Annotated in this window: 23 protein-coding genes and 2 pseudogenes; 15 read left to right on the forward strand and 10 right to left on the reverse strand. The window is 72.4% G+C overall.

What is annotated here, in order from left to right:
• Positions 1-50: 50 nt before the first annotated feature.
• Entirely contained in the window at positions 51-1,865 is a 1,815-nt protein-coding gene (locus QSK20_RS16090) for a glycerol-3-phosphate dehydrogenase/oxidase (protein WP_285789542.1), read from the forward strand.
• A gap of 35 nt (positions 1,866-1,900) precedes the next feature.
• Here the strand turns inward: QSK20_RS16090 and QSK20_RS16095 are convergent, their stop codons facing one another.
• Both QSK20_RS16095 and QSK20_RS16100 read right to left on the reverse strand, forming a co-directional pair.
• Entirely contained in the window at positions 1,901-3,301 is a 1,401-nt protein-coding gene (locus QSK20_RS16095; RefSeq protein ID WP_145837141.1) for an FAD-binding oxidoreductase, read from the reverse strand.
• Between the two features lie 267 nt (positions 3,302-3,568).
• The gene (locus QSK20_RS16100; RefSeq protein ID WP_285789397.1) at positions 3,569-4,213 is read right to left on the reverse strand and encodes an HD domain-containing protein; all 645 of its coding nucleotides are present in this window, start codon (positions 4,211-4,213) and stop codon (positions 3,569-3,571) included.
• Positions 4,214-4,470: 257 nt separating this feature from the next.
• Here QSK20_RS16100 and QSK20_RS16105 point away from each other — a divergent pair, with 257 nt between their 5' ends.
• Positions 4,471-5,637 (forward strand): FUSC family protein, encoded by a 1,167-nt coding sequence (locus QSK20_RS16105; RefSeq protein WP_285789543.1) that lies wholly within the window; start codon positions 4,471-4,473, stop codon positions 5,635-5,637.
• A 130-nt stretch (positions 5,638-5,767) separates the two neighbouring features.
• Positions 5,768-7,261: a PrsW family intramembrane metalloprotease gene (locus QSK20_RS16110; RefSeq protein WP_285789398.1), complete on the forward strand. Its 1,494-nt coding sequence runs from the start codon at positions 5,768-5,770 to the stop codon at positions 7,259-7,261.
• A 50-nt stretch (positions 7,262-7,311) separates the two neighbouring features.
• On the opposite strand, the gene QSK20_RS16115 is transcribed toward QSK20_RS16110, so the two are convergent.
• Together QSK20_RS16115 and QSK20_RS16120 are read right to left on the reverse strand one after the other, a co-directional pair.
• Positions 7,312-7,479 carry a hypothetical protein gene (locus QSK20_RS16115; protein WP_285789399.1) on the reverse strand — a complete coding sequence of 56 codons (168 nt, stop codon included), beginning with the start codon at positions 7,477-7,479 and terminating at the stop codon, positions 7,312-7,314.
• Between the two features lie 135 nt (positions 7,480-7,614).
• Positions 7,615-7,953 (reverse strand): GroES family chaperonin, encoded by a 339-nt coding sequence (locus QSK20_RS16120; RefSeq protein ID WP_088981859.1) that lies wholly within the window; start codon positions 7,951-7,953, stop codon positions 7,615-7,617.
• 107 nt (positions 7,954-8,060) lie between these two features.
• Here QSK20_RS16120 and QSK20_RS16125 point away from each other — a divergent pair, with 107 nt between their 5' ends.
• The gene (locus QSK20_RS16125; RefSeq protein WP_285789400.1) at positions 8,061-9,434 is read left to right on the forward strand and encodes an AI-2E family transporter; all 1,374 of its coding nucleotides are present in this window, start codon (positions 8,061-8,063) and stop codon (positions 9,432-9,434) included.
• Between the two features lie 8 nt (positions 9,435-9,442).
• On the opposite strand, the pseudogene QSK20_RS32260 reads toward QSK20_RS16125, so the two are convergent.
• Together QSK20_RS32260 and QSK20_RS32265 are read right to left on the reverse strand one after the other, a co-directional pair.
• A pseudogene (locus QSK20_RS32260) lies at positions 9,443-10,129 on the reverse strand (ATP-dependent DNA helicase); the annotation flags it as partial.
• A 126-nt stretch (positions 10,130-10,255) separates the two neighbouring features.
• Positions 10,256-11,596 (reverse strand): annotated as a pseudogene (locus tag QSK20_RS32265) (ATP-dependent DNA helicase); the annotation flags it as partial.
• Positions 11,597-11,733: 137 nt separating this feature from the next.
• Here QSK20_RS32265 and QSK20_RS16135 point away from each other — a divergent pair.
• Positions 11,734-12,240: a DUF402 domain-containing protein gene (locus QSK20_RS16135; protein WP_285789402.1), complete on the forward strand. Its 507-nt coding sequence runs from the start codon at positions 11,734-11,736 to the stop codon at positions 12,238-12,240.
• Positions 12,241-12,244: 4 nt separating this feature from the next.
• Here QSK20_RS16135 and sigJ read toward each other — a convergent pair whose 3' ends face one another.
• Positions 12,245-13,162 (reverse strand): RNA polymerase sigma factor SigJ, encoded by a 918-nt coding sequence (gene sigJ, locus QSK20_RS16140; RefSeq protein WP_285789403.1) that lies wholly within the window; start codon positions 13,160-13,162, stop codon positions 12,245-12,247.
• 110 nt (positions 13,163-13,272) lie between these two features.
• On the opposite strand from sigJ, the gene QSK20_RS16145 reads away from it, so the two are divergent.
• The 3 genes from QSK20_RS16145 to QSK20_RS16155 all read left to right on the forward strand — a co-directional run bounded on the left by QSK20_RS16145 (position 13,273) and on the right by QSK20_RS16155 (position 15,977).
• On the forward strand, positions 13,273-14,220 hold the full coding sequence (locus tag QSK20_RS16145) for a PPK2 family polyphosphate kinase (RefSeq protein ID WP_285789404.1): 948 nt from the start codon (positions 13,273-13,275) through the stop codon (positions 14,218-14,220).
• Positions 14,221-14,341: 121 nt separating this feature from the next.
• Positions 14,342-14,968, forward strand: a complete 627-nt coding sequence (locus QSK20_RS16150; RefSeq protein ID WP_088981865.1) for a DUF47 domain-containing protein — start codon at positions 14,342-14,344, stop codon at positions 14,966-14,968.
• A 4-nt stretch (positions 14,969-14,972) separates the two neighbouring features.
• The gene (locus QSK20_RS16155; RefSeq protein ID WP_285789405.1) at positions 14,973-15,977 is read left to right on the forward strand and encodes an inorganic phosphate transporter; all 1,005 of its coding nucleotides are present in this window, start codon (positions 14,973-14,975) and stop codon (positions 15,975-15,977) included.
• Positions 15,978-16,136: 159 nt separating this feature from the next.
• Here QSK20_RS16155 and QSK20_RS16160 read toward each other — a convergent pair whose 3' ends face one another.
• Positions 16,137-17,114, reverse strand: coding sequence for a Gfo/Idh/MocA family protein (locus QSK20_RS16160; RefSeq protein WP_285789406.1), 978 nt, complete (start codon positions 17,112-17,114; stop codon positions 16,137-16,139).
• 249 nt (positions 17,115-17,363) lie between these two features.
• Here QSK20_RS16160 and QSK20_RS16165 point away from each other — a divergent pair, with 249 nt between their 5' ends.
• Both QSK20_RS16165 and QSK20_RS16170 read left to right on the forward strand, forming a co-directional pair.
• On the forward strand, positions 17,364-18,197 hold the full coding sequence (locus QSK20_RS16165) for an NUDIX hydrolase (RefSeq protein ID WP_285789407.1): 834 nt from the start codon (positions 17,364-17,366) through the stop codon (positions 18,195-18,197).
• Between the two features lie 128 nt (positions 18,198-18,325).
• Positions 18,326-18,484, forward strand: a complete 159-nt coding sequence (locus tag QSK20_RS16170) for a hypothetical protein (RefSeq protein WP_285789408.1) — start codon at positions 18,326-18,328, stop codon at positions 18,482-18,484.
• A 342-nt stretch (positions 18,485-18,826) separates the two neighbouring features.
• Here QSK20_RS16170 and QSK20_RS16175 read toward each other — a convergent pair whose 3' ends face one another.
• Together QSK20_RS16175 and QSK20_RS16180 are read right to left on the reverse strand one after the other, a co-directional pair.
• Positions 18,827-19,693 carry a hypothetical protein gene (locus tag QSK20_RS16175; protein WP_285789409.1) on the reverse strand — a complete coding sequence of 289 codons (867 nt, stop codon included), beginning with the start codon at positions 19,691-19,693 and terminating at the stop codon, positions 18,827-18,829.
• 132 nt (positions 19,694-19,825) lie between these two features.
• On the reverse strand, positions 19,826-20,746 hold the full coding sequence (locus QSK20_RS16180) for a hypothetical protein (RefSeq protein WP_285789410.1): 921 nt from the start codon (positions 20,744-20,746) through the stop codon (positions 19,826-19,828).
• Between the two features lie 166 nt (positions 20,747-20,912).
• Between QSK20_RS16180 and QSK20_RS16185 the strand changes: the two genes are divergently transcribed.
• From QSK20_RS16185 to pstB, 5 genes are all read left to right on the forward strand, one after another.
• Entirely contained in the window at positions 20,913-21,566 is a 654-nt protein-coding gene (locus tag QSK20_RS16185; RefSeq protein ID WP_285789411.1) for a phosphate signaling complex PhoU family protein, read from the forward strand.
• Between the two features lie 201 nt (positions 21,567-21,767).
• Complete coding sequence (gene pstS / locus QSK20_RS16190; protein WP_285789412.1) at positions 21,768-22,850, forward strand: phosphate ABC transporter substrate-binding protein PstS; 1,083 nt, start codon at positions 21,768-21,770, stop codon at positions 22,848-22,850.
• A gap of 95 nt (positions 22,851-22,945) precedes the next feature.
• On the forward strand, positions 22,946-23,938 hold the full coding sequence (gene pstC, locus QSK20_RS16195) for a phosphate ABC transporter permease subunit PstC (protein ID WP_285789413.1): 993 nt from the start codon (positions 22,946-22,948) through the stop codon (positions 23,936-23,938).
• Complete coding sequence (pstA, locus tag QSK20_RS16200; RefSeq protein WP_145837120.1) at positions 23,935-24,846, forward strand: phosphate ABC transporter permease PstA; 912 nt, start codon at positions 23,935-23,937, stop codon at positions 24,844-24,846. Before pstC ends, pstA begins: the two co-directional genes overlap by 4 nt.
• 3 nt (positions 24,847-24,849) lie before the next feature.
• Positions 24,850-25,722 carry a phosphate ABC transporter ATP-binding protein PstB gene (gene pstB, locus QSK20_RS16205; protein ID WP_145837119.1) on the forward strand — a complete coding sequence of 291 codons (873 nt, stop codon included), beginning with the start codon at positions 24,850-24,852 and terminating at the stop codon, positions 25,720-25,722.
• Positions 25,723-25,741 lie beyond the last annotated feature (19 nt).

Genomic DNA, 25,741 nt, shown 5'->3' on the forward strand with positions numbered 1-25,741 from the left:
GTGCCGCCGACCGCCGGTCCCGATACCGTGAACGGGTGCGTGACCCCAACATCTCCCGTACGGTCGCCGGTCAGCTCTCGCCCGTCCGGCGGGCCGCCGACCTGCGCCGGCTCCGGGCCGAGCGGTTCGACGTCCTGGTCATCGGAGGTGGGGTGACGGGTGCGGGCGCTGCCCTGGACGCCGCGTCCCGGGGCCTCAAGGTGGCCCTGGTCGAGGCGCGGGACTTCGCCGCCGGCACGTCCAGCCGCTCCAGCAAGCTGATCCACGGTGGCCTGCGCTACCTGGAGCAGCTGGAGTTCGGCCTGGTGCACGAGGCGCTCACCGAGCGGGGGCTGCTCGCCACCCGGCTCGCGCCGCACCTGGTCCGTCCGGTGCCGATCCTGGTGCCGCTGCCGGACAGCGGCGGGCTGCGCGACCTGCCGGCCCGCGTCTGGCGGCGGGCCTACTACGGCACCGGCGTGGCCGCGTACGACGCCTTCGCCGGTCTCTTCGGCGGCGGCCGGGGCATGCCGCTGCACCGGCACCTGACCCGCGAGGGCACCCGGCGGGTCTTCCCGAGCCTGCGGGCCGACCAGGTGGCCGGCGCGATCCGCTACTTCGACGGGCAGGTGGACGACGCCCGCCTGGTGGTCACCCTGGCCCGCACCGCGGCGAGCCTCGGCGCGACGATGGTGACCAGCGCCCGCGCCGTCGGCCTGATCCGGCAGGCCCGGGAGGTGACCGGGGTACGCGTCCGCGACCTGGAGGCGCCCCCCGGCTCGCCGGACGCCGAGTTCGAGGTGCATGCGCGCACGGTCATCGCCGCCACCGGCGTGTGGAGCGACGACATGTCCCGGATGCTCAACGACGTGGGGCTGCGCCCCGGTCTGCGGGTCCGCGCCTCCAAGGGGGTGCACCTCGTGGTGCCCCGCTCGGCGATCACCGGCGAGACCGGGCTGATCCTGCGGACGCCGACCTCGGTGCTCTTCGTCATCCCGTGGGGCGGGCACTGGATCATCGGCACCACCGACACGGACTGGCGGCTGGACCGTTCGCACCCGGCCGCCTCCGCGCGGGACATCGACTACCTGCTGCAACAGGTCAACACGGTGCTGGACAAGCCGCTCACCACCGACGACATCGAGGGCGTCTACGCCGGGCTGCGCCCGCTGCTCTCCGGTGAGGCGGACTCCACCTCGAAGCTCTCCCGGGAGCACGCGGTGGTCGAGCCGATGCTGGGGCTGCTGCTGGTGGCCGGCGGGAAGTACACGACGTACCGGGTGATGGCCGGTGACGTGGTCGACCGGGCCGCCCGCCGGCTCGGCAACGTCCGCCCGTCACGCACCGCCGACCTGCCGCTGCTCGGCGCGGACGGGTACGCGGCGATGTGGCGGGACCGGGCCGACCTGGCCCGCCGGCACGGGGTGCCGGTCGGCGTGGTGGAGCACCTGCTGGAACGGTACGGCAGCCTGACCCTGGACCTGCTCGCCCTGATCGCGGCGGATCCGCTGCTCGCCGCCCCGCTCGCCGGTGCCCCCGAGTACCTGGCCGCCGAGGTCACCTACGCGGCGCGGGCGGAGGGTGCCCTGCACCTGGAGGACGTGCTCACCCGGCGTACCCGGATCTCCTTCGAGACCACGCACCGGGGGCTGGAGTCGGCGGAGCACACGGCCGAGCTGATGGGCGCGGTGCTCGGCTGGGACGCGGACGTGCGGGCCCGCGAGGTCGCGCACTACCGGGCCCGGGTGGAGGCGGAACGGCAGTCGCAGCGGATGCCGGACGACGCGACCGCCGACGCGGCCCGGCTCGGCGCGCCCGACGTCCGGGGCTTCGCCGCCGACCGGGGCACGGACAGCGACCTGAGCGGACTGCCCACGCCGTACTGACCACGCCCCCGCGCCGACCACGGCCGTTCCGGCGGTCAGAACACCTTGCCGGGGTTGAACAGGCCGTCCGGGTCGAGCGCCGCCTTGATCGCGTGGTGCACCCGGACCCCGACCGGGCCGATCTCGCGGGCCAGCCAGTCCCGCTTGAGCAGGCCCACCCCGTGCTCGCCGGTGCAGGTGCCACCCAGCTCCAGGCCGAGCCGCATGATCTCGTCGAAGGCCCGGCGACCCTGCTCCAGGCTGGCCGGGTCGGCCCGGTCGACCACGATGATGGGGTGCATGTTGCCGTCCCCGGCGTGCCCCACCACACCGATCGGCACGTCGCACCCGGCGGCGATCCGGGCCACCCCGTCGAGCAGCGCGGCGAGCGCGCCACGTGGCACCGCCACGTCGTCGAGGATCAGCCCGCCGTTGCCCGCCGGGTACGACCGGGCGGCGAACGCCTCCATCGCCGGGTAGGCCAGCCGCCGGGCCTGGAGCAGCGCCGCCGCCTCCACGGCGTCCGTGGCGGCGTACACCTCGGAGGCGCCGGCCGCCTCGCAGACCTTCTCCAGCCGGGCCAGGTCCTCGGCGGCCCGGGGGCCGGTGTCGGCCGCCGCGAGCAGCAGCGCCTCGGCGTCGGTGCGCAGCCCCATCGGCTGGTACGCCTCGATCGCCTGAAGGTGGGTCCGGTCGAGCAGTTCCAGCAGGCTCGGGCTCAGGCCCTGCGCGGCGATCCCGGCGACCGCCGTGCCCGCGTCGGCGGTGGAGTCGAAGACCGCGACCAGGGTCAGCGACTCCTCCGGGGCGGGCCGCAGGGCCAGGGTCACCTCGGTGATGATCCCGAGCGTGCCCTCCGAACCGACGAAGAGGCGGGTCAGGTCGTAACCGGCGACGCCCTTGGCCGTCCGCCGCCCGGTGCGCAGCACCTCGCCGGAGGCGAGCACCACCTCCAGGCCGAGCACGTACTCCGTGGTCACGCCGTACTTGACGCAGCACATGCCGCCGGCGTTGGTGGCCACGTTGCCGCCGATGGTGGACGACTCCCAGGAGCCCGGGTCGGGCGGGTAGTAGAGGCCCTGCCGGCGGACCGCGCCGGCCAGGGTGGCGTTGACCACCCCGGGCTGCACCACGGCGATCCGGCTGACCGGATCGATCTCCAGGATCGCGTCCATCGCCGAGGTGGTCAGCACCACCGCGCCGTCGACCGCGTTCGCCGCGCCGGCCAGCCCGGTCCGCGCGCCCTGCGGCACCACCGGTACGCCGTGCCGCGCCGCCGCGCGCACCACCGCTACCACTCCGGCGGTGTCCCGTGGCCGGACCACGACCAGGGGCATGCCGGCGGCGCAGAGGTCGGCCTCGTCCCGCTGGTGCATCCGCAGCAGGTCCGGGTCGGTCAGCACGGCGGCCTCACCGAGCGCGGCGCGCAGTTCGTCGAGGAGGGGGGTGGCGGACATGCAGGAGAGGGTAGCGGCGCACCCGCCAGGTGACCACAGTGCGCCGGTTCGCGCCGCAGGTGGCAGCCGCTGTCCGGCCCGGCGGCGACCTCCCGGTCAGGTGGGTGCCGTCCGGCCCGGGGCGACCACCCGGTCAGGTGGGTGCCGTCCGGCCCGGAGCGCACCCGACGGACCTCGCGCGGCCGACTCCGGGGCTCGTCCCACCGGCCGGGGCGCGGCGACCTCCGGTGCACGCCGTGGTGACCATGGGGCAGGCGGCGCCGGGACTCACCCGACGGATCGCAGTGTGGCCAGCTCGCGGGCCAGGTTCGCCCGTGCCGGGGCCTCCCACCGGGTGGCGGGCGCGGGAAGTCGGAACAGCGCCGGCAGGGCGAGCAGCCCGGCCAGCACCCGGGCCCGACCGGCCCGGAACGCCGGCTCGGGCACGTGCGCGTACTCCCGGCGGACGCGGGCGGCGTAGTCGTCGTACCGCTGCGGGTCGGAACCGAGGACGGCCAGGTCGGCGTCGCAGAGCAGGGCCCCGTCGCGGTCGTCGGCGGCGACCGCGTGGCCGGCGGTGAGCAGTACCAGCCGGCGGACCTCGGTCACCGCCCCGGCGGGGATCCCCAACGTGGTGAGCAGGGTGCCGGCCAACGCCGCGCTGTCCCGCTCGTTGGCGTCCCCGGTGGCGCGCGGATCGTAGACCGCGTCGTGGCACCAGGCGGCGAGTCGCACCAGATCGGGCCGGTCGGCGTGCCCGGCGTACGCGTCGACCACGTCCAGCACGGCGGTCAGGTGCGCGACGGTGTGGTAGTGCCGTTGCGGTTCCTGCCAACGGGTGACCAGCGCCTCCCCGGCCCGGGCCAGCGCCTCCGTGTCCGGGGCACCCGCCGCGTGGGCTGCCGCCCGCCACCGTCGCACCAGCGTCTCCACGGACGCAGTCTGCCCCACGGGGGTGGATGCAGGGGTCCCCTGTTACGCAAAAAGCGTGAGCAGGGGACCCCTGCATCCACACGGGCGGAGCGTGCCGCCAGCGGGCGGTGCGGAAGGGAGGGCAGGATTCACCCGTCCCGGCGCGGGTAGTCCCGCCCATGGCTGTTGCCCGTAACCGTCGCCGTGCGCTGTGGCACCGTTCCGAGCGGCTGCGGGAGGGGCTGGTCGACGTCGACACCGCCCGGATCGCCGGGGCGATGGCCGAGCTGCGGCACCGGGGCCGGGCCACCCTGAGCGACCGGCTGCACCGGCTGCGCAGCGTGATGACGCTCGCGTTGCAGGCCGGGCTGGCGGCGGCGCTCTCCTGGCTGGCCGCGCACGAGCTGCTCGGCAACCCCGAACCGGTCTTCGCGCCGATCTCGGCGGTCGGCACCCTGGCCGCCTCGGTGGGGCAGCGGCTGCGCCGGACGTTGGAGCTGATCGTCGGGGTGGCCCTCGGGGTGCTCATCGGGGACCTGATCATCTACTTCCTCGGCACCGGACCGTGGCAGCTCGCCCTCGTGGTGTTCCTCGCCATCGTGGTGTCGACCTTCCTCGGTGGCAACGCCTCGGTGGTCATCCAGGCGGCGGCGACGGCCGTGCTGATCGCCACGCTCAGCCCGTCCACCGAGAATCTGGAGATCCCCCGGTTCGTGGACGCCTTCGTCGGCGGCGGTATCGCGCTGCTGGTGACGGCGGTGCTGCTCCCGCTCAACCCGCTCCGCGTGATCAACCGGGCCGCCCGCCCGGCCATGGACCTGCTCGCCGGCCAGCTCGACCGGGCGGCCGAGGGGATCCGGGACCGGAACCGGGACCTGTGCCAGCGGGCACTGGAACGGCTCCGGGCCAACCAGGAGGAGCTGACCGCGTTCACCGAGGCGATCGAGGGGGCGAAGGAGACCATCACCATCTCCCCGGCCCGCTGGCACCGACGCGACGAGCTGCACCACTACGCCGAGGCCGCCGCGCCGATCGACCGGGCGATGCGTAACAGCGGCACACTGATCCGCCGGGCGGTGACCATGATCGAGGACGGGGAACCGGTGCCCGACCCGCTGCCCGACGCGATCGGTCACCTCGCCGAGTCGGTGCGGCTGCTCCGGCACGAGTTCGCCGTCGGGGCGGAACCGCAGGACAGCCGGGAGCGCTCGCTGCGCGCGGTCAGCGAGGCCGGCCGGGCGTACGCACAGGGAGTCGGTTTCTCCGGCAGCGTGGTGGTGGCGCAGGTGCGTACCACCGCCAGCGACCTGATGGTCGCCTCCGGCCTGGAGCAGGAGGAGGCCAACCGGCTGGTCCGGGAGGCCTTCGGTGAACAGGAGACCCCCACCCCGCCCGCCGAGCAGCACGCCCCGCCCCGGCACACCTCACCCCCGCCGCTGCCCTGACCAGCCGTGCCCGGCCCTCCGGATGCCGCGCACCGGTGCCCGCGCCGGGCTCCGGGTCCCGCCTCCGGCCAGCCGTGTCGGGTGCCGTAAACCGGGCGCCGCCGCCGAGGCCGGGCATCACCCGTACCGAATGCGCCCGGCCGGTCCGGTGGCGGGTGGCTACGCTGACCGCATGGCCGACACCCCGTCCGGCGGAGCCACCCCGACTGCTCCGCCGCCGCCGAGCCCCGCCCTATCCCCGTTGGGCGGGCCGCCCGGCGCGCCGCTGCCGTACCGTCGTCGGAGCTGGTGGCGGTACGTGGTGCTGGCCGGCGCGATCCTGCTCATCGCCGCCTGCGCGGTCTTCATGCTCTTCACGCTCGGCGAGAGCCTGGGGGCGGAGGCCCTGCTGATCGGCCTGGTCGCCGCGATCCTGCCGGTCCCGGTGCTGGTGACCTGTTTTCTCTGGCTCGACCGGTACGAACCGGAACCCCTGAAGTACCTGATCTTCTGCTTCGCCTGGGGAGCGTTCGTCTCCACCGCGGCTTCGCTGACCGTCAACAGCTTCTTCGCCGACCGGTTCGCCGACTGGGGGCTGCCCGACTCGCTCACCGCCGTGTTCAGCGCCCCCTTCATCGAGGAGCTGACCAAGGCGCTCGGCCCGATCCTCCTGCTGCTGTTCCGGCGGCGGGAGTGGTCCGGCATCACCGACGGGCTGGTCTACTGCGGGCTCTCGGCGGTCGGCTTCGCGATGGTGGAGAACATCCTCTACCTGGGCGGGCACAGCTACCGCACCGGCGTCGAGCAGTACGGCCCGGCCACCGGCGCGCAGATGGTGCTGATGACCTTCATCGTCCGGATCCTGATCTTCGGGTTCGCCCACCCGCTGTTCACCTCGATGGTCGGGGTGGGGCTGGGCATCGCCGCGCGCACCGCCGACCGCCGGGTGCGGGTGCTCGCCCCGCTCGCCGGGCTGCTGCTGGCGATGATGCTGCACGGCGCCTGGAACTTCCTGCCGTCGCTGTCCCTGGCCATCGGGCAGCCGCTGGTCGCCCTCTACGGCTACATCGGCGTGATGGTGCCGATCTTCTTCGGCATGGTCGGTCTGGCGGTCTGGCTGCGGGCCTGGGAGGGACGACTGACCGAACGCGTCCTGCCCGACTACGTCCGCGCCGGCTGGCTGACCCCGCCGGAGGTGGCCGCGCTGGGCAGTCTCGGGCGACGGCACGCGGCCCGGAGCTGGGCCCGCCGGGTCGGGGGCGACCGCGCGGTGAAGGCGATGCGGGGCTACCAGTTCTCCGCCACCCGGCTGGCGCTGCTCCGCGACGGCATGCGCCGGGGCCTGGACACCCGTCCGGCCGACTGGCAGCGGACCCTCGCCGAGGAGCGGCACCTGCTGGACTCGATCAGCGCGTACCGGTCGTTCTTCGTGGGGCGTGATCCGTACGCCCCGGTCGGTATCTGGGACGGGCAGCGCTACCACCTGCGCTTCCCGGACGGCCAGCAGCGCCCGGTGGACCCGCCGGACGAGCCGGTGGTGCCGATCCCGGTGGTGCTCGCGCCGCCGCCCCCGCCCCCGGCGTACGTCCCCGGTTCCCCCGCCTGGTACGGCCCGCCGCCCGCCGGTTGGCCGCCCCACCGCTGATTCCCCGACCCCGCGACCGCCCTGCCCCGGATACCGGGGCAGGGCCGCGGTCAGGTCATCAGGCTGCTCAGGAAGTCACCCAGACCGGCGGCGATGGCCATCAGCGCGGCTCCGATGGCCTTGAACATCTCTGCCGCCCCCTGGGGCCGGAACGCCATGAAGTAGATCAGGAAGGCGACGCTTCCCCAGATCAGCAGCTTCTTCAGGAAAACCGGCATCGTCCCTCCCCAGGGCGTGGACGTGCCTGGCTTCCCGCCGTTCCCAGGTGCAAACGGCACCGACCGGGCAGCGGGCCCGGTCGGTGGGGGAGGGCGTCGAGCCGGCGGCCGTTACCGGCCGGGGAGGACGCCGGGTCAGAGGTAGAGGCCGGTGGAGTCGTTCTCGACGCGTTCGGCGGCGACCGCGTGCACGTCCCGCTCGCGGAGCAGGACGTAGCCCCGGCCGTGCAGCTCGACCTCGGACCGGTCGTCGGGGTCGAAGAGCACCCGGTCGCCGGAGACGATGGACCGGACGTTCGGGCCCACTCCCACCGCAGTCGCCCAGGCCAGGCGCTTGCCCACGGCCGCGGTCGCCGGGATCACGATGCCGGCGGTGGAGCGGCGCTCCCCCTCGCTCCCCTCCAGCCGCACCAGCACGCGGTCGTGCAGGAGACGGATCGGCAGCCCGGAGTCGAGATTCTGGTCAGCGGTCACGGGAGGAACGCTACCGTGTCCGGACCTGCCCTCCCGCTGGTGGTTACCGGGTGCGGCGCGGGGGCAAGGTGTGGCGGAACGCGCCTACCGTGGCGTCGGCGAGGTTCATGTCCGGTCGTTACCGTAGGACAGCAGATGGTCACCTGGAGGTGTGCGTGAGCCGCTTGGAACGGGTACGCGAACGGCTCCGCCGCGCGTACGAGTCGGGACGGAACGCGGTCCGGGCGGGACGGGAACGCCACCGCGCCCGTGTCGGCGCCGTCTCCGCTCGGCCGGGTGGACCGGATTCGGGAGTCGCCTCGCCCACCAGCCCGGGACCGGTAGCCCCGCCGTCGGCGGTGGTGGTCGGCGCGGAGTCCCCGGTCGCCCCACACCCCTCCACCGCCAGCCAGGACGACGCGGACGTCCCCCACGCGCTGCGGATCGCCGCCGCCTGGTCGTGGCGGCTGCTCGTGGTCGGACTGGTCGGCTGGGCGCTGCTGCGGATCGTCGGCCAGATCCGCATCGTGATCATTCCGTTGGCCGTCGCGCTGCTGCTCTCGGCGCTGCTTGCCCCGGCCGTGGGCTGGCTGCTGCGGGCCCGCTTCCCCCGGTCGCTGGCCACGGCGGTGGTGCTGGTGGGCGGGGTGGCCGCCGTGGTCGGCACGCTGACCCTGGTGGTCAACGAGTTCATCAAGGGCGTCCCGGAGCTGAGCAAGAAGTCCTCCCAGGGGGTCCGGCAGATCCAGGACTGGCTGAAGACCGGCCCGCTGCACATGAGCGACAGCCAGCTCGACCGCTACATCAACGAGGGTCAGCAGTGGGTCAACGACAACACCAACCGGCTGACCAGCGGCGCGCTCTCCACCGCCGCGACCGTCGCCGAGCTGCTGACCGGGACGCTGCTGGTGGTGTTCGCGACGTTCTTCTTCCTCCGGGACGGCCGGATCATCTGGCGCTTCCTGGTCCGGCTGCTGCCGGTCGGAGCCCGCTGGAAGGTCGACGACGCGGGTCAGGCCTCCTGGGCGACCCTGGTCGCCTACGTCCGCGCCACCGTGCTGGTGGCCTTCATCGACGCGGTCGGCATCGGCATCTTCCTGGTCGTCTTCGACATCCCGTTCGCCTTCCCGCTGGCGGCGCTGGTCTTCCTCGGCGCGTTCATCCCGATCGTCGGCGCGACCCTCTCCGGAACGGTCGCGGTGCTGGTCGCCCTGGTCGACAGTGGACTGGTCACCGCCCTGATCATCCTCGGGGTGGTGATCGGCGTGCAGCAGGTCGAGGGGCACGTCCTCCAGCCGCTGATCATGGGCCGGGCGGTGGCCATCCATCCGCTCGCCGTGATCATCGGTATCGCCGCCGGGGTGGTGCTGGCCGGGATCACCGGTGCTCTGGTCTCGGTTCCGCTGATCGCGGTGCTGAACACCGCCGTGCGCCGGCTCGCCGCCCGTACGGTGCCGGACACCCCACCGGACGCCGTGGTGGTCGCCGCCAAGGCCCCCTGACCACGGGGTCAGGAGCGGCCGAGCCGCTCCAGGGCACCCCGGGCGACCTCCGGGCGGGTGGTGTACCAGAACGGCGGCAGCGACCGGCGCAGGAACGGCCCGTACCCACGGGCCGTCTCCAACCGGGAGTCCAGCACGGCGACCACGCCCCGGTCGCCGGTGGAGCGGATCAGCCGCCCGACCCCCTGGGCCAGCCGGATGGCGGCGATCGGCACGCTGACCGACGCGAAGCCGGAGCCACCGCCGGCGTCCACCGCCGCCGCCCGGGCCGCCGCGAGCGGCTCGTCGGGACGCGGGAACGGCAGCCGGTCGATCACCACGAGCTGGCAGGAGTCGCCCGGCACGTCCACTCCCTGCCATAGCGACATCACCCCGAACAGGCAGCTGGATTTCTCCTCCTTGAACCGGCGCACGAGCAGCGGCAGGGACTCCTCGCCCTGGAGCAGGACCGGCAGGTCGGTCCGCGCCCGGAGCAGCTCCGCGGCCTGCTGCGCGGCCCGCCGCGACGAGAAGAGCCCGAGGGTACGCCCACCGAGCGCGCCGACCAGCGCGAGCAGTTCCTCGCCGGCCGCCTCGGGCAGCCCGGAGACGCTGGGCCGGGGCAGGTGCGCGGCGACGTAGAGGATGCCCTGCCGGGCGTAGTCGAACGGGGAGCCCACGTCGAGCGACCGCCAGCCCGGCCCCTCGGTCGCCGGCTCGGCCGACCCCTGGCGGTCGCTCGACGGTGTCACCGGGGTGTCCGCCCGCGTCGACGCCGACCGGTCGGGTCGCCCGGTGGTGGCGGCGAGGGCACTGGCGGCTGGCGACGGCGGGTTGGCCGGCGGGGCCTCCAGTCCGAGTGCCCGGGCCACCGTGTCGAACCGACCGCCCAGGGTCAGGGTGGCGGAGGTGGCGACGACGGTGCGTTCCTCGTACAGGTGGGTGGCGAGGGTGCCGGCGACGGAGAGCGGCGCGACCACCAGGGCCCGCCGGTTGCCGTTGTCCGGCTTCTCCACCCAGGCCACGTCGTGGTCGGCCTCCTCCAGCAGCCGCTGCGCGGTGGTGGAGAGTTCGTCCAGCACCGCCTTGGCCTGCTGCTTGCGGACCGGGTCCGGGTCGTCGGCCTTGACCTCGCCGATCGCGTCGAGCGCGGCCCGGGTCGCCGCGTCCAGCAGGGTGCACGCCTCCCGCAGCGGCCCCGGCAGCCCGCTGGTGATCCGCCCGGCGGGCGCCTCGGTCAGCGCGACGGCCAGCGCGTCGCCGGCCTCGGCGAGCGCCTCGGCGGCCTCCGGCTTGAGCAGGGGCCGGGCCCGCTTGGCGGACCGGTCGATCAGCTCGGGCACCAGCTCGGCCTGGGCCGCCGAGGAGACCCGGTCGGCCAGTTCGTGGGCCTCGTCGACGATCAGCAGCTTGTGCGGCGGCACGATGTGCCGGCCGGCGAGCATGTCCACCGCGAGCAGGCTGTGGTTGGTGACGACGATGTCCGCCTCCCGGGCCCGCGCCCGCGAGGCCTCGGCGAAGCACTCCGCCCCGAACCCGCAGCGGGACGCCCCGACGCACTCCCGGGCCGGCATCGACACCAGTCGCCACGCCTGGTCGTCCACGCCCGGGTCGAGTTCGTCCCGGTCCCCGGTGTCGGTCTCCATCGCCCAGTCGCGCAGCCGCTGGACCTGCTTGCCGAGCCGGCCCGCCTCGCCGAGCCACCGGGTGCCCCCGCCCGAGCCGGTCGGGGCGTCGAAGAGGGTGTCCACCGGTTCGTCCTCGGTGGAGCTGTCCAGCCGCGCCAGGCAGAGGTAGTGGTGCCGTCCCTTGAGGACGGCGAAGGTCGGCTGGCGGCCGAGCACCGGCTCGACCGCCTCGGCGAGCCGGGGCAGGTCGCGCTCGACGAGCTGGGACTGGAGGGCGAGGGTGGCGGTGGAGACCACCACCGGCCCGTCCACGGTCAGCGCCGGGGCGAGGTACCCCAGGGACTTGCCGGTGCCGGTGCCGGCCTGCACCAGCAGGTGTTCCCGGCTGGCGACGCACTCCTCGATCGCGGTGACCATCTGCTGCTGGCCGGGCCGGGCCGACCCGCCGGGCACCGCGGTCACGGCCGCTTCGAGCAGCTCCGCGCCGCTCGGCCGGGACCCCCGGCGCCGGGTGCGGGAACTGGCGGAACTGGTGGCGGCGCGCGGCGGAGTCACCGTGCGACCGTACCCGTACCCGACGACACCCTTCGCGTCGATGACGTCGTGGCGGAGGTCACCGTCCGGAATCGGTCAGTGTCTACCGGTTCTTTCCGCAGCGCGCCTGTTGGGGGATCCGGGATAGGCTGCGGGGCATGCCGAGCGACGTGGTGCGTGTGATCTACCAGAAGTACGACGGCAGCGCCCACCGCGACTACCCGGCCCGGCGGCTCGCCGAGGACGACCTGGGCGTCTGGCTCGGCGTCACCGCCGGCACCGAATCGATCTACCATGGCCGTCCCTCGGTGGAGCAGATCCCCTTCGTCCTGCTGGTGCCCCACCACGGCTGGTGGACGGGGATGTTCAACCCGCCGCCGCGCACCAGCGAGGTCTACTGCGACATCGCCAGCCCGGCGCGCTGGGAGGGCACCGACACCGTGCACCTGGTCGACCTCGACCTGGACGTGGTCCGGCGGCGGGCCACCGGACTGGTCGAACTGCGCGACGAGGACGAGTTCGCCGAGCACCGGGTCCGGTTCGGCTACCCGGAGGACCTGGTGGTGGAGGCGGAGGCCGCCGCGCGCTGGCTGATGGGTGCGCTGGGCGACGGCACCGAGCCGTTCGCCACGTCGTACCGCAAGTGGCTCGCCCTGGTGGTCTGAGCCCTCACAGCGGGGGCAGCGCGGCCAGCTTCTCCGGGTTGAGCTGGTTGAACACCCCGGTGATCCGGCCGTCGTGCATGGCGAACGAGAGCACCACCCGGATCGTCCGGCCGTCCCGGTAAGGTGCCTCGCCGTACAGGCCGACGGTGCCGTCGACCAGCACCCGGCGGAACCGGACCTGGCCCGCGTACCGGCCGTCGGGGCCGAACACGCCGAGCACGAAGCGGGCCACCGCGTCCGCGCCGAGGATCGGCCGCCGGGCCGACGGGAAGTGTCCGCCGCCGTCGCCGACCATCACCACGCCGGGGGCGAGCACCCGCAGCAGTTCGGCCAGGTCGCCGGACTCGCTGGCGGCGAGGAACGCCTCGACCAGCCGGCGCTGCTCGGCCCGGTCGGCCCGGTGCCGGGGTACGCCGTCGTCGTCGACCGCCCGACGGGCCCGGGAGGCGAGCTGCCGGGCGGCGGCCGGGGTGGTCCCGAGCACCTCGGCGACCGTGTCGAATCCGACGGCGAAGACGTCGTGCAGCACCAGCGCCACCCGCTGCTCCGGGGTGAGGCGTTCCAGGACCACGAGCAGCGCGGTGCCGACCTGGTCGGCACGGGTGACCCGCTCGGCCGGGTCGGGGGCGAACCCGTCCGGCAGCGGGGTCACCACCGGCTCGGGCAGCCACTGCCCCGGGTAGCTCTCCCGCCGGTGCCGGGCGGAGCGGAGCACGTCCAGGCAGATCCGGCCGCAGACCGTGGTCAGCCAGGCGGGCAGCTCCTGGACCTGCGCGCGGGCCGCCGGGTCGGTCAGCGCGGCGGCGCACCGCAGCCAGGTCTCCTGGACGGCGTCCTCGGCCTCGGCACGGCTGCCGAGCATCCGGTGCGCCAGCGCCGTCAGGTGGGCCCGCTCCGCCTCGAACTCGGTCGCCAGGTCCACGCCGCCTCCTCGTCCCCGTCTGCCTCAACCCTGCCGTACCGATGAGGTCGGGTCCATGCCGGGCCGGCGCTCGACGCGCGGGCGGCGGCGGCCTGGGTGATGATCGCAGCATGAGCGCACCCGAAGTGTCCGACATCGTCCCTCCGGTCGACGGCGGGATCCGGCAGCGGCTCCGGGTGGCACCCGGCGGCGCCACCCCGGTCGACCTCGCCGCGATCGACCCGCGCGCCACACCCGGCCTGCCCGGTGTCGCGGTGACCGGCCCCGACCGCAAGTCGTGGTGCCGGACGCAGGTGCGGCTGGTCGGCGCGGAGCTGGCCCGGCAGCAGGAGATGCTCTTCGCCTCGGTCAAGGTCGACCCGGCCGACGGTCGTCGGGTGCTGCTGGTCCTCCAGGCGATGGACTGCGGCGGCAAGGACGGCACGGTGAAGCGGGTGGCCGGCGCGATGAACCCGCTCGGGCTGCGGATCACCTCCTTCGGGCCGCCGACCGACGAGGAGCTGAAGCACCACTTCCTGTGGCGGATCCGTCGGGCCCTGCCGTCCGCCGGCCGCGTCGGGATCTTCAACCGGTCCCACTACGAGGACGTGCTGATCGGCCGGGTCGAGGCGCTGGCCCCGGAGGAGATCCTGCGGGAGCGCTACGACGAGATCAACGCCTTCGAGCAGGACCTGGCCGCCGAGGGGGTCAGCCTGGTCAAGGTGATGCTGCACATCTCCAAGGACGAGCAGCGCGAGCGGCTGCTGGAACGGCTGACCGACCCGCGCAAGCACTGGAAGTACGACCCCGCCGACGTGGACGCCCGGGCCCGCTGGGACGACTACCAGGCCGCGTACGCCGAGGCGCTGTCCCGCTGCGCGACCGACGTCGCCCCCTGGTACGTCGTGCCGGCGGACCGGAAGTGGTACCGCGACTGGGCGGTGGCGCACCTGCTGCGTGAGACGTTCGCCACGCTTGACCTGGGGTATCCGCCGCCGACCGTCGATCTCGCGCGGGAACGGGGGCGACTGCTGTCCGGATGGGTGGGTCAAGGTGAACGGCGGGTGAACGATGCATGAATGACATCCGACCGGGGGTGGGCCGGCATTTTCCGGCTCCTGAACCTTCCCTAGCATGCGCTGGGCACTGCCTCTCCCCGGGCGGCCGTCACCCTTCCATCGACACGACGAGGTCCGTGCTGTGAAGTTTTCCTTCCGCCCCTCCGAGGGCGCTTTCTACGAGCTCTTCACCAGGGCCGCGCAGAATCTGGTGAAGGGTACGGAGCTGCTCAACGAGCTGGCCCTGCCGGGCGTCGACGTCCAGTCGGTCAGCGAGCGGCTGACCGAGGTGGAACACGACAGCGACCAGATCACCCACGAGCTGTACAAGAAGATCAACTCCACCTTCATCACCCCGTTCGACCGGGAGGACATCTACCGCCTCGGGTCGCTCCTGGACGACGTGATGGACCACCTGGAGGCGGTCGGCAACCTGCTCTACCTGTACGGCCTCACCAAGCTGCCGTCGCTGCCCCGGGAGATGCACGAACTGGTCAACGTCCTCGACCAGCAGGCCCGGCTGACCGCCGACGCGATGCCGCGGCTGAAGTCGATGAAGGACCTCGAGGACTACTGGATCGAGTGCAACCGGCTGGAGAACGAGGGCGACCAGGCGTACCGCATGCTGCTGGTCCGACTCTTCTCCGGCGAGTACGACGCCTTGACCGTGCTGAAGATGAAGGAGGTCGCCGACGAGCTGGAGGCCGCCTGCGACGCCTTCGAGCACGTGGCGAACACCGTCGAGACCATCGCGGTCAAGGAGTCCTGATCCTGTGAGCCCCGAACTCGTCGCCGTGCTGGCGGTGATCACGGTGGCCCTGGTGTTCGACTACACCAACGGCTTCCACGACGCCGCCAACGCGATCGCGACCAGCATCTCCACCCGGGCGCTGACACCCCGGGTCGCCCTGGCCATGGCCGCGGTCGGCAACTTCATCGGCGCGCACTTCGGCGCCGAGGTGGCCAAGACCGTCGGCAGCGGCCTGGTCAAGCTCCCCACCGGTACGGCCAGTCTCGGCATCGTCTTCGCCGGGGTGATCGGCGCGATCACCTGGAACCTGATCACCTGGTACTTCGGCCTGCCCTCGTCCTCCTCGCACGCGCTCATCGGTGGCCTGGTCGGCTCGACCGTGGCCGCCTCGGGCACGGTGCTCTGGGACGGTATCGCCGGGGACGTCGTCATCCCGATGGTGCTCTCGCCGATGGTCGGTTTCGTCCTCGGCTACGTCGTGATGATCGCCGTGCAGTGGATCTTCCGGAAGGGGCACCCGGGCAAGCTCAACCGGGGCTTCCGCTGGGCGCAGACCGCCTCCGCCGCCGCCATGTCGGTCGGTCACGGCATGCAGGACGCCGCCAAGACCATCGGCATCGTGGTGCTCGCCCTCTACGTCGGCGGCTACCAGGACGACCCCGGGTTCATCCCCGAGTGGGCGTTCTGGACGTCGGCGGCCGTGCTCGCCGCCGGCACGTACGCCGGTGGCTGGCGGATCATCCGCACCCTGGGTCGGCGGATCATCGACCTGAAGCCGCCGGAGGGCTTCGCCGCCGAGACCGTCGCCAGCGGCGTGCTCTACTTCAACGCCCTGGTGCTCGGCGCCCCGATCTCGACCACCCACACGATCACCTCGGCGATCATGGGCGTCGGCGCGACCAAGCGGCTCTCCGCCGTCCGCTGGGGTGTGGCCGGCAACATCGTCGGCGCGTGGATCCTCACCTTCCCGGCCGCCGGCAGCATCGGCGCGATCATGTACTTCGTCGTCCGCCCGCTGTTCAGCTGATCACGGCACCGCCGGCTGCCGGCGGAGCCCGCTTCCGGGGTGCCGCCGGCGCACGGCTTGAGTGGTTGCAGGGGACCCTTCCTACCGCTTTTTGACGAGGAGGGGACCCCTGCCACCACCCGACCGTCCCGGTGCGCGGCGTGATCGCTCGCGAACGGGCTAACGCCGAGCCGGGTACTCCACGCCGATCAGGGCGCGGACGTCGTCCAACAGGCCCATCACCTCCAGCGTGGTCGCGTGCGGCACCAGTGGGCTCTCCGACAGCCCCTCGGCCAGGCAGCGCTGCACCTCGATCGCCTCGTACTGGTAGCCGTTGCCGACCAGCTCGGAGTGGATCGTCTCCGGCTCGTGACCGGCCCGGTGCAGGGTCAACGAGTCGGGTCGGAAGAACAGCGACGGCAGGTCGATCCGGCCGGTGGTGCCGACGACCGAGGCGGTCACCGGGCTCGCCCCGACCAGACCGCAGCTCAGCGTGGCGACCGCCCCGGAGTCGTAGCCGAGGACGATCCCGGTGTTCTCGTCCACGCCCTCGGGGCTGATCTTGGCCCAGGCGTGCACGTGGTCGGGCATCCCGAGCAGCAGGTGCGCCAGGCTGACCGGGTAGATGCCCACGTCCAGCAGGGCACCGCCGCCCAGCGCCAGGGCCCGTAGCCGGCTCTCCGGTGGGAACGGCCCCGCCATGCTGAAGTCGGCCCGCACACCGGTGACCGTGCCGATCGCCCCCTCGGCGACCAGCTCGACCATCCGCAGGATCAGCGGGTTGCACCGCATCCACATGGCCTCCATCAGGAAGACGCCACGGGAGCGCGCGGTCTCCACCAGCTCGGTGCTGTCCGCCAGGTCGAGCGTGAACGGCTTCTCCACCAGCACCGCCCGCCCCGCGTCGAGGCAGGTCATGGTCGCCTCGTGGTGCGCGGAGTGCGGCGTGGCGACGTACACCACGTCCAGGTCGGAATCGGCGGCCAGCTCCGCCCAGGAGCCGTACGCCCGCGCGGCGCCGTGCTTGGCGGCGAACAGCTCGGCGGCCTCGGCGGTACGCGAGCCGACGGCGACCAGCTCGGCGTCCGGCACCAGCGTCAGGTCCTCGGCGAAGCGGGCGGCGATGTTTCCGGTGGCCAGGATGCCCCAACGTGTCATGCGACCGGACGCTAGCGCAGTTCCCGCCCCAGCCCCACCGTTGATCCACCCGCCGGGACGACCGCGCTCCCGCAGCAGCCCCGGCACAGGCTGGGCTGAGCAGGGCCGGGCCGGGGTGGTAGCAGGGGTCCCCTGCTACCGCTTTTTGATGAGGAGGGGTCCCCTGCTACCACCTCAGCGGCAGCGTCCCGACCGCTGGGCGGGACGGCGGCGGTCGTCGGGGAAGGCGCGGGGAACTAGGCTCGCGCCATGACGATCGACAGCGGCAGCTTTCCCGTCCCGGCCGCCCTGGTCGAGCACGCCCGCCGGTTCCGCGCCGAGGGGAGCACCCCGGCGGTGCCCCGGGTCGCGGCCACCGTGCTGCTGCTGCGCCCGGCCGCCGTCGGGTTCGAGGTCTACATGATCCGCCGGGTCGCGGCGATGGCCTTCGGCGGGATGTACGCCTTCCCCGGCGGCGGCGTCGACCCGTCGGACGCCCAGGCGCACCCGGGCTGGGCCGGTCCCGACCCCCAGGAGTGGGGCGGGCGGCTGGGTGTCGCGTCGGAGGCGGCCCGGTCGGTGGTGTGCGCCGCCGCCCGCGAGGTCTTCGAGGAGGCGGGCGTGCTGCTCGCCGGCCCGGACCCGGCGACCGTGGTCGGTGACGTCAGCGGCGACGACTGGGAGGCCGCCCGGGTCGACCTGGAGAAGCGGCGTACGCACTTCGCCGAGTTCCTGACCGGCCGGGGGCTGACCCTGCGGTCGGACCTGCTGCTGCCGTGGAGCCGGTGGATCACCCCGGAGTTCGAGGCGCGCCGCTTCGACACGTACTTCTTCGTGGCCCTGCTGCCCGAGGGGCAGCGGACCCGTGACGTCTCCGGCGAGGCCGACCACACCCTGTGGATCAGCCCGGCGGACGCGTTGCGCCGGTCGGCGGCCGGTGAGCTGACCATGCTGCCGCCGACCCTGCTCACGCTTGCACAGGTGGCGGCGGCCGGCGACCTGGCCGACGTGGCCCGGCTCGCGGCCGATCGGGACGCGGCCACCCCGATCACGCCCCGCCTGGCCGACCTCGACGGCGACACGCCCTACTTCACCCTGGACTGATGCCCGCGCTGCCGCTGGTGCCGAGGTGCCGTGCCAGCTACGCGAAGGGCTTTGTCGTCACGATCAGTGTTGTCGAGGTTTTCCGGTCATGATCTGCATCCGTTCACCACGGGAGTCAGGGGTGATCGGTGAGCAGAACCAGTGACCACAGCTTCGACGATGCGAAGGCGTACGCGGTGACCATGACGGTCCGCCAGTGGCAGTGGATCGACGCCACCATCGACAACGAGGTGGACCGCGGATCGTCACCCCGGCACTTGGGTGTCCGAGGCTTCGTGGCTGCCTGAGGTGTGATCCGCTCGGCGTGTCGTACAGCTGAGCTGCCACATCTGCGTGCGGTAACGAATGTGCGTGCACCAACCGATGACCCGGTCGACGTTCAAAGACGAGGCACTGGCCCAGATTCATCCCGGGCCTCAGCCGAGCCATCCAAACGCCCGGCCCGCAAGCAGGCTCGGAGAGCAGGGCCGTTGCCGCCTGCCGGGACTCCTCGGGCGGGCCTACCACGGCCGGCGTCGCGCGCCTGGCCACCGCGCTCGGCCTGGCCTGAGGAGCCCGCCGCGCCGCAGCCGGCCGTCGTAGGAAACCTGCTCCGTGCCGGCCAGGACGGAAGTGTGTCCGCTGGCTGCTTACGAGGGGGTGAGTTCCTTCTCGGCCGGCGCGGACCACGAGTCCAGCATGCCGAGCACTCCTCTGGTGAACAGCCAGATGGCGATGCTCGGCATGACGACGCTCGGTACGGCGAACAGCCAGCCGAGCCAGGAATCCGCCTTGTTCCAGTCGCCGTTGACGATGGCGAGCAGCGCACCGAGTATGGCTGTCCCGGCGGCCGAGAAGAGGATGGTCAGGAGCGATGCGGTGTTCAGCCGACGAAGGTTCGGGTCCGAAGGCTGGCGCTCCCGGTGCGGTGACCCGAAGGCGTACCCCGTGATCCAGGCAAAGCAGATCACGATCCCGGTGACGACCAGTACGGGTCCGACGGTTTTCCAGTCTCTGGGCAATCCCAGCCACACCCAGAGGGCTTCGCCGACTCGTCCCAGCAGAAGGATCTCCGAAATCAGCGCAATGCTGAGAAAGGTGACCCGGAGAAGGCGCTCCGGTGCGCCCGCCGGATCGGAATGGACGTCCACGCCCGGCGCGCTCGTCGCTCGGTCGAAGTAGGCGTGCACGAGGAGGACGATCCCGCCCACGGCGGCGACCGTGCCCACGGCCAGCATCCCGCTCGACACGGCGGTTGCCGCCCAGATCCGGCGGCAGGCCTGATCGCTCTCGCCGGAGATCAACACGAACTGGTAGGAACACAGTCCGAGCGCGATGAACCCCGCGAGAAACGGGGTGAGCGCCGGGATACGCGCCGACGGAATTCGGGGTTGGCGTTCGACCAGCAGCACGATCAGACCCGCGAACATGAAGCCGCTGATGAGCCCACTCAGGGCGGACATCGCGGGAGCTGCGCCTGCAACATTCCAGGCGGCCTCGTTGCAGGTCTGGTCCATAGACGCACGTCCTTTGCCTTAATGCGTGGACGGGGGGCAGACGTTAGCCGTGGCAGCTCAGCAAGGCAAGCTTCCCTCGAAGTGTGGCGGGATCTCCATAAAGAGCGGGGCCGTCCGGCAGGGGGCGGCAGATCAGGCGTAGTCGACGTCGAGACGGGCGAAGCCGCGCTCCCGGAACAGGGCACGCGTGGCCGCGCCGAACGCGTCGCGACAGTTGACGACCGTGAGGTGGGCGAGCTTCGGGCAGTCCAGCAACGCCTCCACGTTCCGGAGCCGCCGGCAGTTCAGTACGGTCAGGTCGGTCAGTTCGGGCAGGTCCCGGAAGACCGCGCAGTCGATCTCCGCGCCGATCGAGTTGAGACGCAGCGCCGCGACGGTGGGCAGGCCCCGTAGGCCGTCGATCGGGAACGCCCGGCCGGTGCCGGCGAGTTCCAGCGCCCGGAGCGGAACGGTCAGCCGGGGAAAGACGTCCAGGTCGCCCAGGTGGGACAGCTCCAGGTGGCGCAGCGTGTCCAGCTCGGCCACCCGGTCGAGCATCCGGCGTTGCCGGTGCAGCGGGGTGGCGAGGAACTCCAGGGCCGGGAGCGGACCGATCAGATCAGCCGGACCGGGACGGGGCGCGGCGGAGGCGACGAGCAGCCCGCGCAGCCCCGGCAGGGCGTACGCCAGGTCGACCGGGGTGGTCGGCGCCGGAAACCTGGCGTCGCGTCCGACGATCAACGTGGCGAGGCCGGGCGGCACCCGGTCGCGGTCCAGCAGCGGAAGCAGCGGTGTCGGCAGGGCCAGGCTGCGCAGCGCCGGCAGGGTCGCCAGCCAGGGCGGCAGGGCCGGTCGGCGGAGCTGGGCCGGACTCGGGCACAGGTGCAGGCTGCGCATCCGGGTGACGTCGTCCGGGGTGGGACGGCGGTTCCAGGCGATCCGGCCCGCCCCGTCCACGGTGAGATGGTCGCACTCGTCGACGGTGCCGACGCCGTAGATGCCCTCGCCGTCCGGTGGGTACAGGTGACGGTAGCGGCTGTCGGAGAAGGTCAACGCGGCGACGTCCTTCGGCATGGCCGGCATTGTCGCCCCCTTCCGCCACCCGCGATCCCGGCCACTCTGCCCCGGGCTGGCATTTCCGCCGGTCGCAGGGAATGGTGGTGGGGGCCGACGATTCACGGCCGGTGACGGTACGGCCGGTCGTCAGGCCGGGACGACCGGCGAGCCTGGCGGGGGAGCGATGGACCACGGCAACCACTCCGAGCAGCTCGACCGGCTCGCCGGACTCCTCGCGACGGTGAGCCGGGACGTGGCGGGCACGATCCGCCGGGCCAGCGTGTGTCTGCTCGACATCGAACCGGACGGCGCGCGGGCGGTACTGGCCGAGGTCGCCGAGCGGGCGGTCACCCACCGCCGGATCGACGAGCTGGTCCCGCTCGCCCTGGTCCGGCAGCAGCCGGTCGCCTCCGACCTGCGGCTGGTGCTCGCCGCGCTGCGGATGAACACCGAACTGCACCGGATGGACGTGCTCGCCGCGCACATCGCCAAGCTCGTCCTCGCCCGGCACCCGGCACCCGTGGTGCCGCCGCCGGTGCGTCCGCTGATCGGCGCGATGGCCGAGACGACCGCGCGGATCGCCGACAAGGCCGCCCTGGTCCTGGTCACCCGGGACCGGCTGGACGCCATCCAGCTCGGCCTGGACGACGACGAACTCGACGTGCAGTACGAACGCCTCTTCACGGTGCTCACCGACGCCTGGCCGTACGGGGTGCAGGCGGCGATCGACGTGGCGATGCTGGGCCGGTACTACGAGCGCTTCGCCGACCACGCGGTCGCCGTCGCCCGTCGGGTGGCCTACCTGGTCAGCGGCGACATGGCGCGCGGCGTCCTCTGACCTCCCGACCTCCGCCGGGCAGACGCCTCGATCCGTTCACACCTCGGACAGCCGCGCCTCAGTCGACGGCAACATTTTCCTGGCGACCTGTTCACCTTCGGTTAACCAAGCTCCGGGGAGCCGGCTACCTGGCCCGCTTAGCTTCGACATCGGTCAGGCCCGAGAGGTCCGGCCCAACCCCAAGAGAGAGGCAATTCTGAGGTGAACCGCAACGTGCTCTCCCGGCGCGTCCTTGCCGGCGTCGCGCTCGCCGCGCTGGCTCTCACCGGCTGTGGCTCCAGCGACAACGACAACGACACCCCCGCCGCTGCCGGCAGCAGCGGTGGCGAGTACGCGAGCCTTTCCGGTGAGCTGAAGGCCTCGGGTGCCAGTTTCCCGGACGCCTACTACCAGGAGGTCATCACCTCCTTCAAGGACGTCGCCCCGGACGTGACGGTCAACTACAACGCGACCGGCTCCGGCACCGGCAAGAAGCAGTTCGGCGAGAACCTGGTCGACTTCGCCGGCAGCGACAGCCTGGTGAAGGACAGTGACGGCGTCGCTGCTGGCTCCTTCCTCTACGTGCCGACCGTGGCCGCCCCGATCACCGTCAGCTACAACCTCCAGGGCGTGGACAAGCTCCAGCTCAGCCCGGAGACGCTGGCCAAGATCTTCCAGACGGACATCAAGACCTGGAACGACCCGGCGATCGCCGCCGACAACCCTGGCGTGACCCTGCCGAACACCCCGATCACCGTGGCGCACCGCTCGGACGGCTCGGGCACCACCAACAACTTCACCAAGTACCTCGAGGCCGCCGCGCCGGGCGTCTGGAAGCTCGGCACCGGTGACACCGTGGCCTGGCCGTCGAACACCCAGGGCGGCGAGAAGAACACCGGTGTGGCCCAGATCGTCAAGCAGGCCAACGGCGGCATCGGCTACGTCGACCTGAGCGACGCCAAGGCCAGCCAGCTCACCTTCGCCGCGATCAAGAACAAGGACGGCCAGTACGTCGTTCCCTCGTTGGAGGGCACGACCGCCGGCCTGGAGGGCGCGGAGATCAAGGAGGACCTGAGCTACAACCCGCTCAACGCCGCCGGCGCAGCGTCGTACCCGATCACCGCCCCGACCTACATCCTGGTCAAGACCAAGTACGACGACGCCAAGAAGGCCGAGCTGGTCAAGGGCTTCGTGAAGTACATCCTCACCGACGGCCAGGAGCTGGCCGAGGAGGTCGACTTCGCGCCGCTGCCCACCTCGCTCAAGGACAAGGCGCTCGCCCAGCTCGACAAGATCCAGGGCTGATCCGAGCCAGATCGCACAGGCACCGCCCACGGGGGACGGGACCGCAAAGCCGGTCCCGTCCCCGCCGGGGTAGCCGCGCCGCCACTGGAGTGAAGGTGACCATCACAGAGAACAAACCCGACACCAGGCCGACCCTGACGCCACAGCGGGGCGGCCTTCTCGCCGATCGCGCCTTCTCCTGGTGGACGCTCGGCACCGGCCTGCTCGTCCTGGCCATCCTCGCGCTCATCCTGGTGACCACCGTCCGGGAGGCCTGGCCCGCCTTCGCCGAGATGGGCCTGCGCTACGTCACCGAGGACACCTGGGATCCGAACCCGGGCGCCGGCGAGGCCGTCTTCGGCGCGCTGGCCTTCATGTACGGCACCGCGATCTCCTCGCTGATCGCCCTGCTCATCGCCGTGCCGGTGTCGGTCGGCATCGCGCTGTTCATCACCGAACTGGCGCACCGCCGGCTGCGCGGCACCGCGATCACCGTGATCGACCTGCTGGCGGCCGTACCGTCGGTGGTGTTCGGTCTCTGGGGCGTCCTGGTGCTGGCGCCCAAGCTGGTGCCGTTCTACCAGTGGCTGCACGACGTCTTCGGCGGCGTGCCGGTGCTCGGCAGCGTCTTCGGCGAGGCGGCCAGCGGCCGGAACTTCATGACCGCCGGCCTGATCCTGGCGATCATGGTCACCCCGATCATCACCTCGATCTGCCGCGAGGTCTTCGGCACCGTCCCGCAGGCCGACAAGGACGCCGCCCTGGCGCTCGGCGCGACCCGCTGGGAGATGATCCGGGGCGCGGTCTTCCCGCACAGCTTCGGCGGCATCGTCGGCGCGGTCATGCTCGGCCTGGGCCGGGCGATGGGCGAGACGATCGCCGTCGCCCTGGTCATCGGTGGGGCCACCAACATCTCCGCGAACGTCTTCGAGCCGGGCAACACCATGGCCGCCGTGATCGTGCAGCAGTTCGGCGAGTCCACCGGCACCTTCACCGCCGCCCTGATCGGGCTCGGCGTCGTCCTCTTCGCGATGACCGTCGCGATCAATCTGACCGCCCAGGCCATCGTGCGCCGGGCGGAGGCCCGCATGAGGGGAGGCGTGGCGTGACCGCCACCGTCGAGCCCGGCACCCGTACCCCGGTCGTGCCCGACCTGTCCGGGCGTGCCCTGTCCGTCCGCCGGCGGATCGTCAACCACCTGGCCACCGGCGGCATCTACCTGACGGTGCTGCTCGCCGTGGTGCCGCTGGGCCTGGTCACCTGGACGGTGGTCAGCCGGGGCGGCGGGGTGATGAGCCTCGACTTCCTCAACGCCGACATCCCCAACTCGTACCGGCGGGAGGGCCCCGGCATGGGGCCGGCGATCGTCGGCACCCTGATCATCACCGGCATGGCCTCGCTGATGGCGATCCCGCTCGGCGTCTTCGGCGCGATCTACCTCAACGAGTACGGCAAGCAGAAGCCGCTGGCCCGGGTCATCCGGATCATGGCGGACGTGATGACCGGCGTGCCGTCGATCGTCATGGGCCTGTTCGTCTACATCGGCTGGGTGCTGGTGGTGGGCGAGTTCTCCGGCTTCGCCGGGTCGCTCGCGCTGGCCTGCCTGATGCTTCCCGTGGTGATCCGCAGCAGCGAGGAGATGCTCCGCCTCGTCCCCGACGAGCTGCGTCAGGCGAGCCTCGCCCTCGGCGCGCGGAAGTGGCGGACCATCCTCACCGTCGTGCTGCCCGCCGCGATCTCCGGCATCACCAGCGGCTCGCTGCTCGCGGTGGCCCGCGCCGCCGGGGAGACCGCGCCGATCATCATCGTCACCGGCATCACCTTCGCCGCCAACCCGAACCTCTTCGAGGGCACCAACACCGCCCTGCCCGCGCAGATCTTCCGCAACGCCAGCCAGCCCTTCATCGGTGCCCAGGACCGGGCCTGGGGGGCGGCCCTCACCCTGATCGTGATCGTCGTCCTGTTCACGGTCGTCGCCCGTCTCATCGCCAACCGCTTCGCCCTGAAGGAGCGCTGAACCATGGCCCAGCACCGCACCGCGACCGACCACCGTCCGTCCGTCGCCATCAACGCGCCCGGCGAGGGCTGGGGTGCCGCCGGCCCGCACTCCGCCGGGGACACCACCGTGATGGAGCTGCGGGACGTCAGCGTCCACTACGGCAGCTACGAGGCCGTCCGGGGCACCACCATCCCGATCCGGCAGAACCAGATCACCGCGATGATCGGGCCGTCCGGCTGCGGCAAGTCGACCATCCTGCGCTCGCTGAACCGGATGAACGACCTGATCCCCGGGGCCCGGGTGACCGGCTCGGTGACCTACCACGGCCAGGACATCTACGCCAAGGGCGTCGACCCGATCCAGGTGCGCCGTCGGATCGGCATGGTCTTCCAGAAGCCCAACCCGTTCCCGAAGTCGATCTACGACAACGTGGCGTACGGGCTGCGCATCAACGGGATCAAGGGCAGCCTCGACGACCAGGTCGAGGAGGCGCTGACCGGCGCGGCGCTCTGGGACGAGGTGAAGGACAAGCTCCGCAAGAGCGGCCTGGCCCTCTCCGGCGGCCAGCAGCAGCGGCTCTGCATCGCCCGGACGATCGCGGTGAAGCCGGACGTGATCCTGATGGACGAGCCCTGCTCGGCCCTCGACCCGATCGCGACCAGCAAGATCGAAGACCTGATGCACGAGCTGTCGAAGTCGTACACCATCGTGATCGTCACCCACAACATGCAGCAGGCCGCCCGGGTCAGCCACTACACCGCCTTCTTCACCGCCGAGGTGGACGAGCAGCAGGTGCGGCACGGCCGGCTGGTGGAGTTCGACCAGACCTCGAAGATCTTCACAAATCCGGGCGACAAGCGGACCGAGGACTACATCACCGGACGTTTCGGCTGACCGGCACCGTGCCGACCCG

It is taken from the genome of Micromonospora sp. NBRC 101691 (assembly GCF_030269285.1).
Taxonomy (GTDB): domain Bacteria; phylum Actinomycetota; class Actinomycetes; order Mycobacteriales; family Micromonosporaceae; genus Micromonospora; species Micromonospora echinospora.

Coding starts and splice junctions, on each gene's coding strand:
- QSK20_RS16095 (WP_145837141.1), bottom strand. CDS start 3,301: ATGTCCGCCACCCCCCTCCTCGACGAACTGCGCGCCGCGCTCGGTGAG.
- QSK20_RS16105 (WP_285789543.1), top strand. CDS start 4,471: ATGGCCGAGCTGCGGCACCGGGGCCGGGCCACCCTGAGCGACCGGCTG.
- QSK20_RS16110 (WP_285789398.1), top strand. CDS start 5,768: ATGCGCCCGGCCGGTCCGGTGGCGGGTGGCTACGCTGACCGCATGGCC.
- QSK20_RS16115 (WP_285789399.1), bottom strand. CDS start 7,479: ATGCCGGTTTTCCTGAAGAAGCTGCTGATCTGGGGAAGCGTCGCCTTC.
- QSK20_RS16125 (WP_285789400.1), top strand. CDS start 8,061: ATGTCCGGTCGTTACCGTAGGACAGCAGATGGTCACCTGGAGGTGTGC.
- QSK20_RS16135 (WP_285789402.1), top strand. CDS start 11,734: ATGCCGAGCGACGTGGTGCGTGTGATCTACCAGAAGTACGACGGCAGC.
- QSK20_RS16145 (WP_285789404.1), top strand. CDS start 13,273: ATGAGCGCACCCGAAGTGTCCGACATCGTCCCTCCGGTCGACGGCGGG.
- QSK20_RS16160 (WP_285789406.1), bottom strand. CDS start 17,114: ATGACACGTTGGGGCATCCTGGCCACCGGAAACATCGCCGCCCGCTTC.
- QSK20_RS16165 (WP_285789407.1), top strand. CDS start 17,364: ATGACGATCGACAGCGGCAGCTTTCCCGTCCCGGCCGCCCTGGTCGAG.
- QSK20_RS16175 (WP_285789409.1), bottom strand. CDS start 19,693: ATGGACCAGACCTGCAACGAGGCCGCCTGGAATGTTGCAGGCGCAGCT.
- QSK20_RS16180 (WP_285789410.1), bottom strand. CDS start 20,746: ATGCCGAAGGACGTCGCCGCGTTGACCTTCTCCGACAGCCGCTACCGT.
- QSK20_RS16185 (WP_285789411.1), top strand. CDS start 20,913: ATGGACCACGGCAACCACTCCGAGCAGCTCGACCGGCTCGCCGGACTC.
- pstB (WP_145837119.1), top strand. CDS start 24,850: ATGGCCCAGCACCGCACCGCGACCGACCACCGTCCGTCCGTCGCCATC.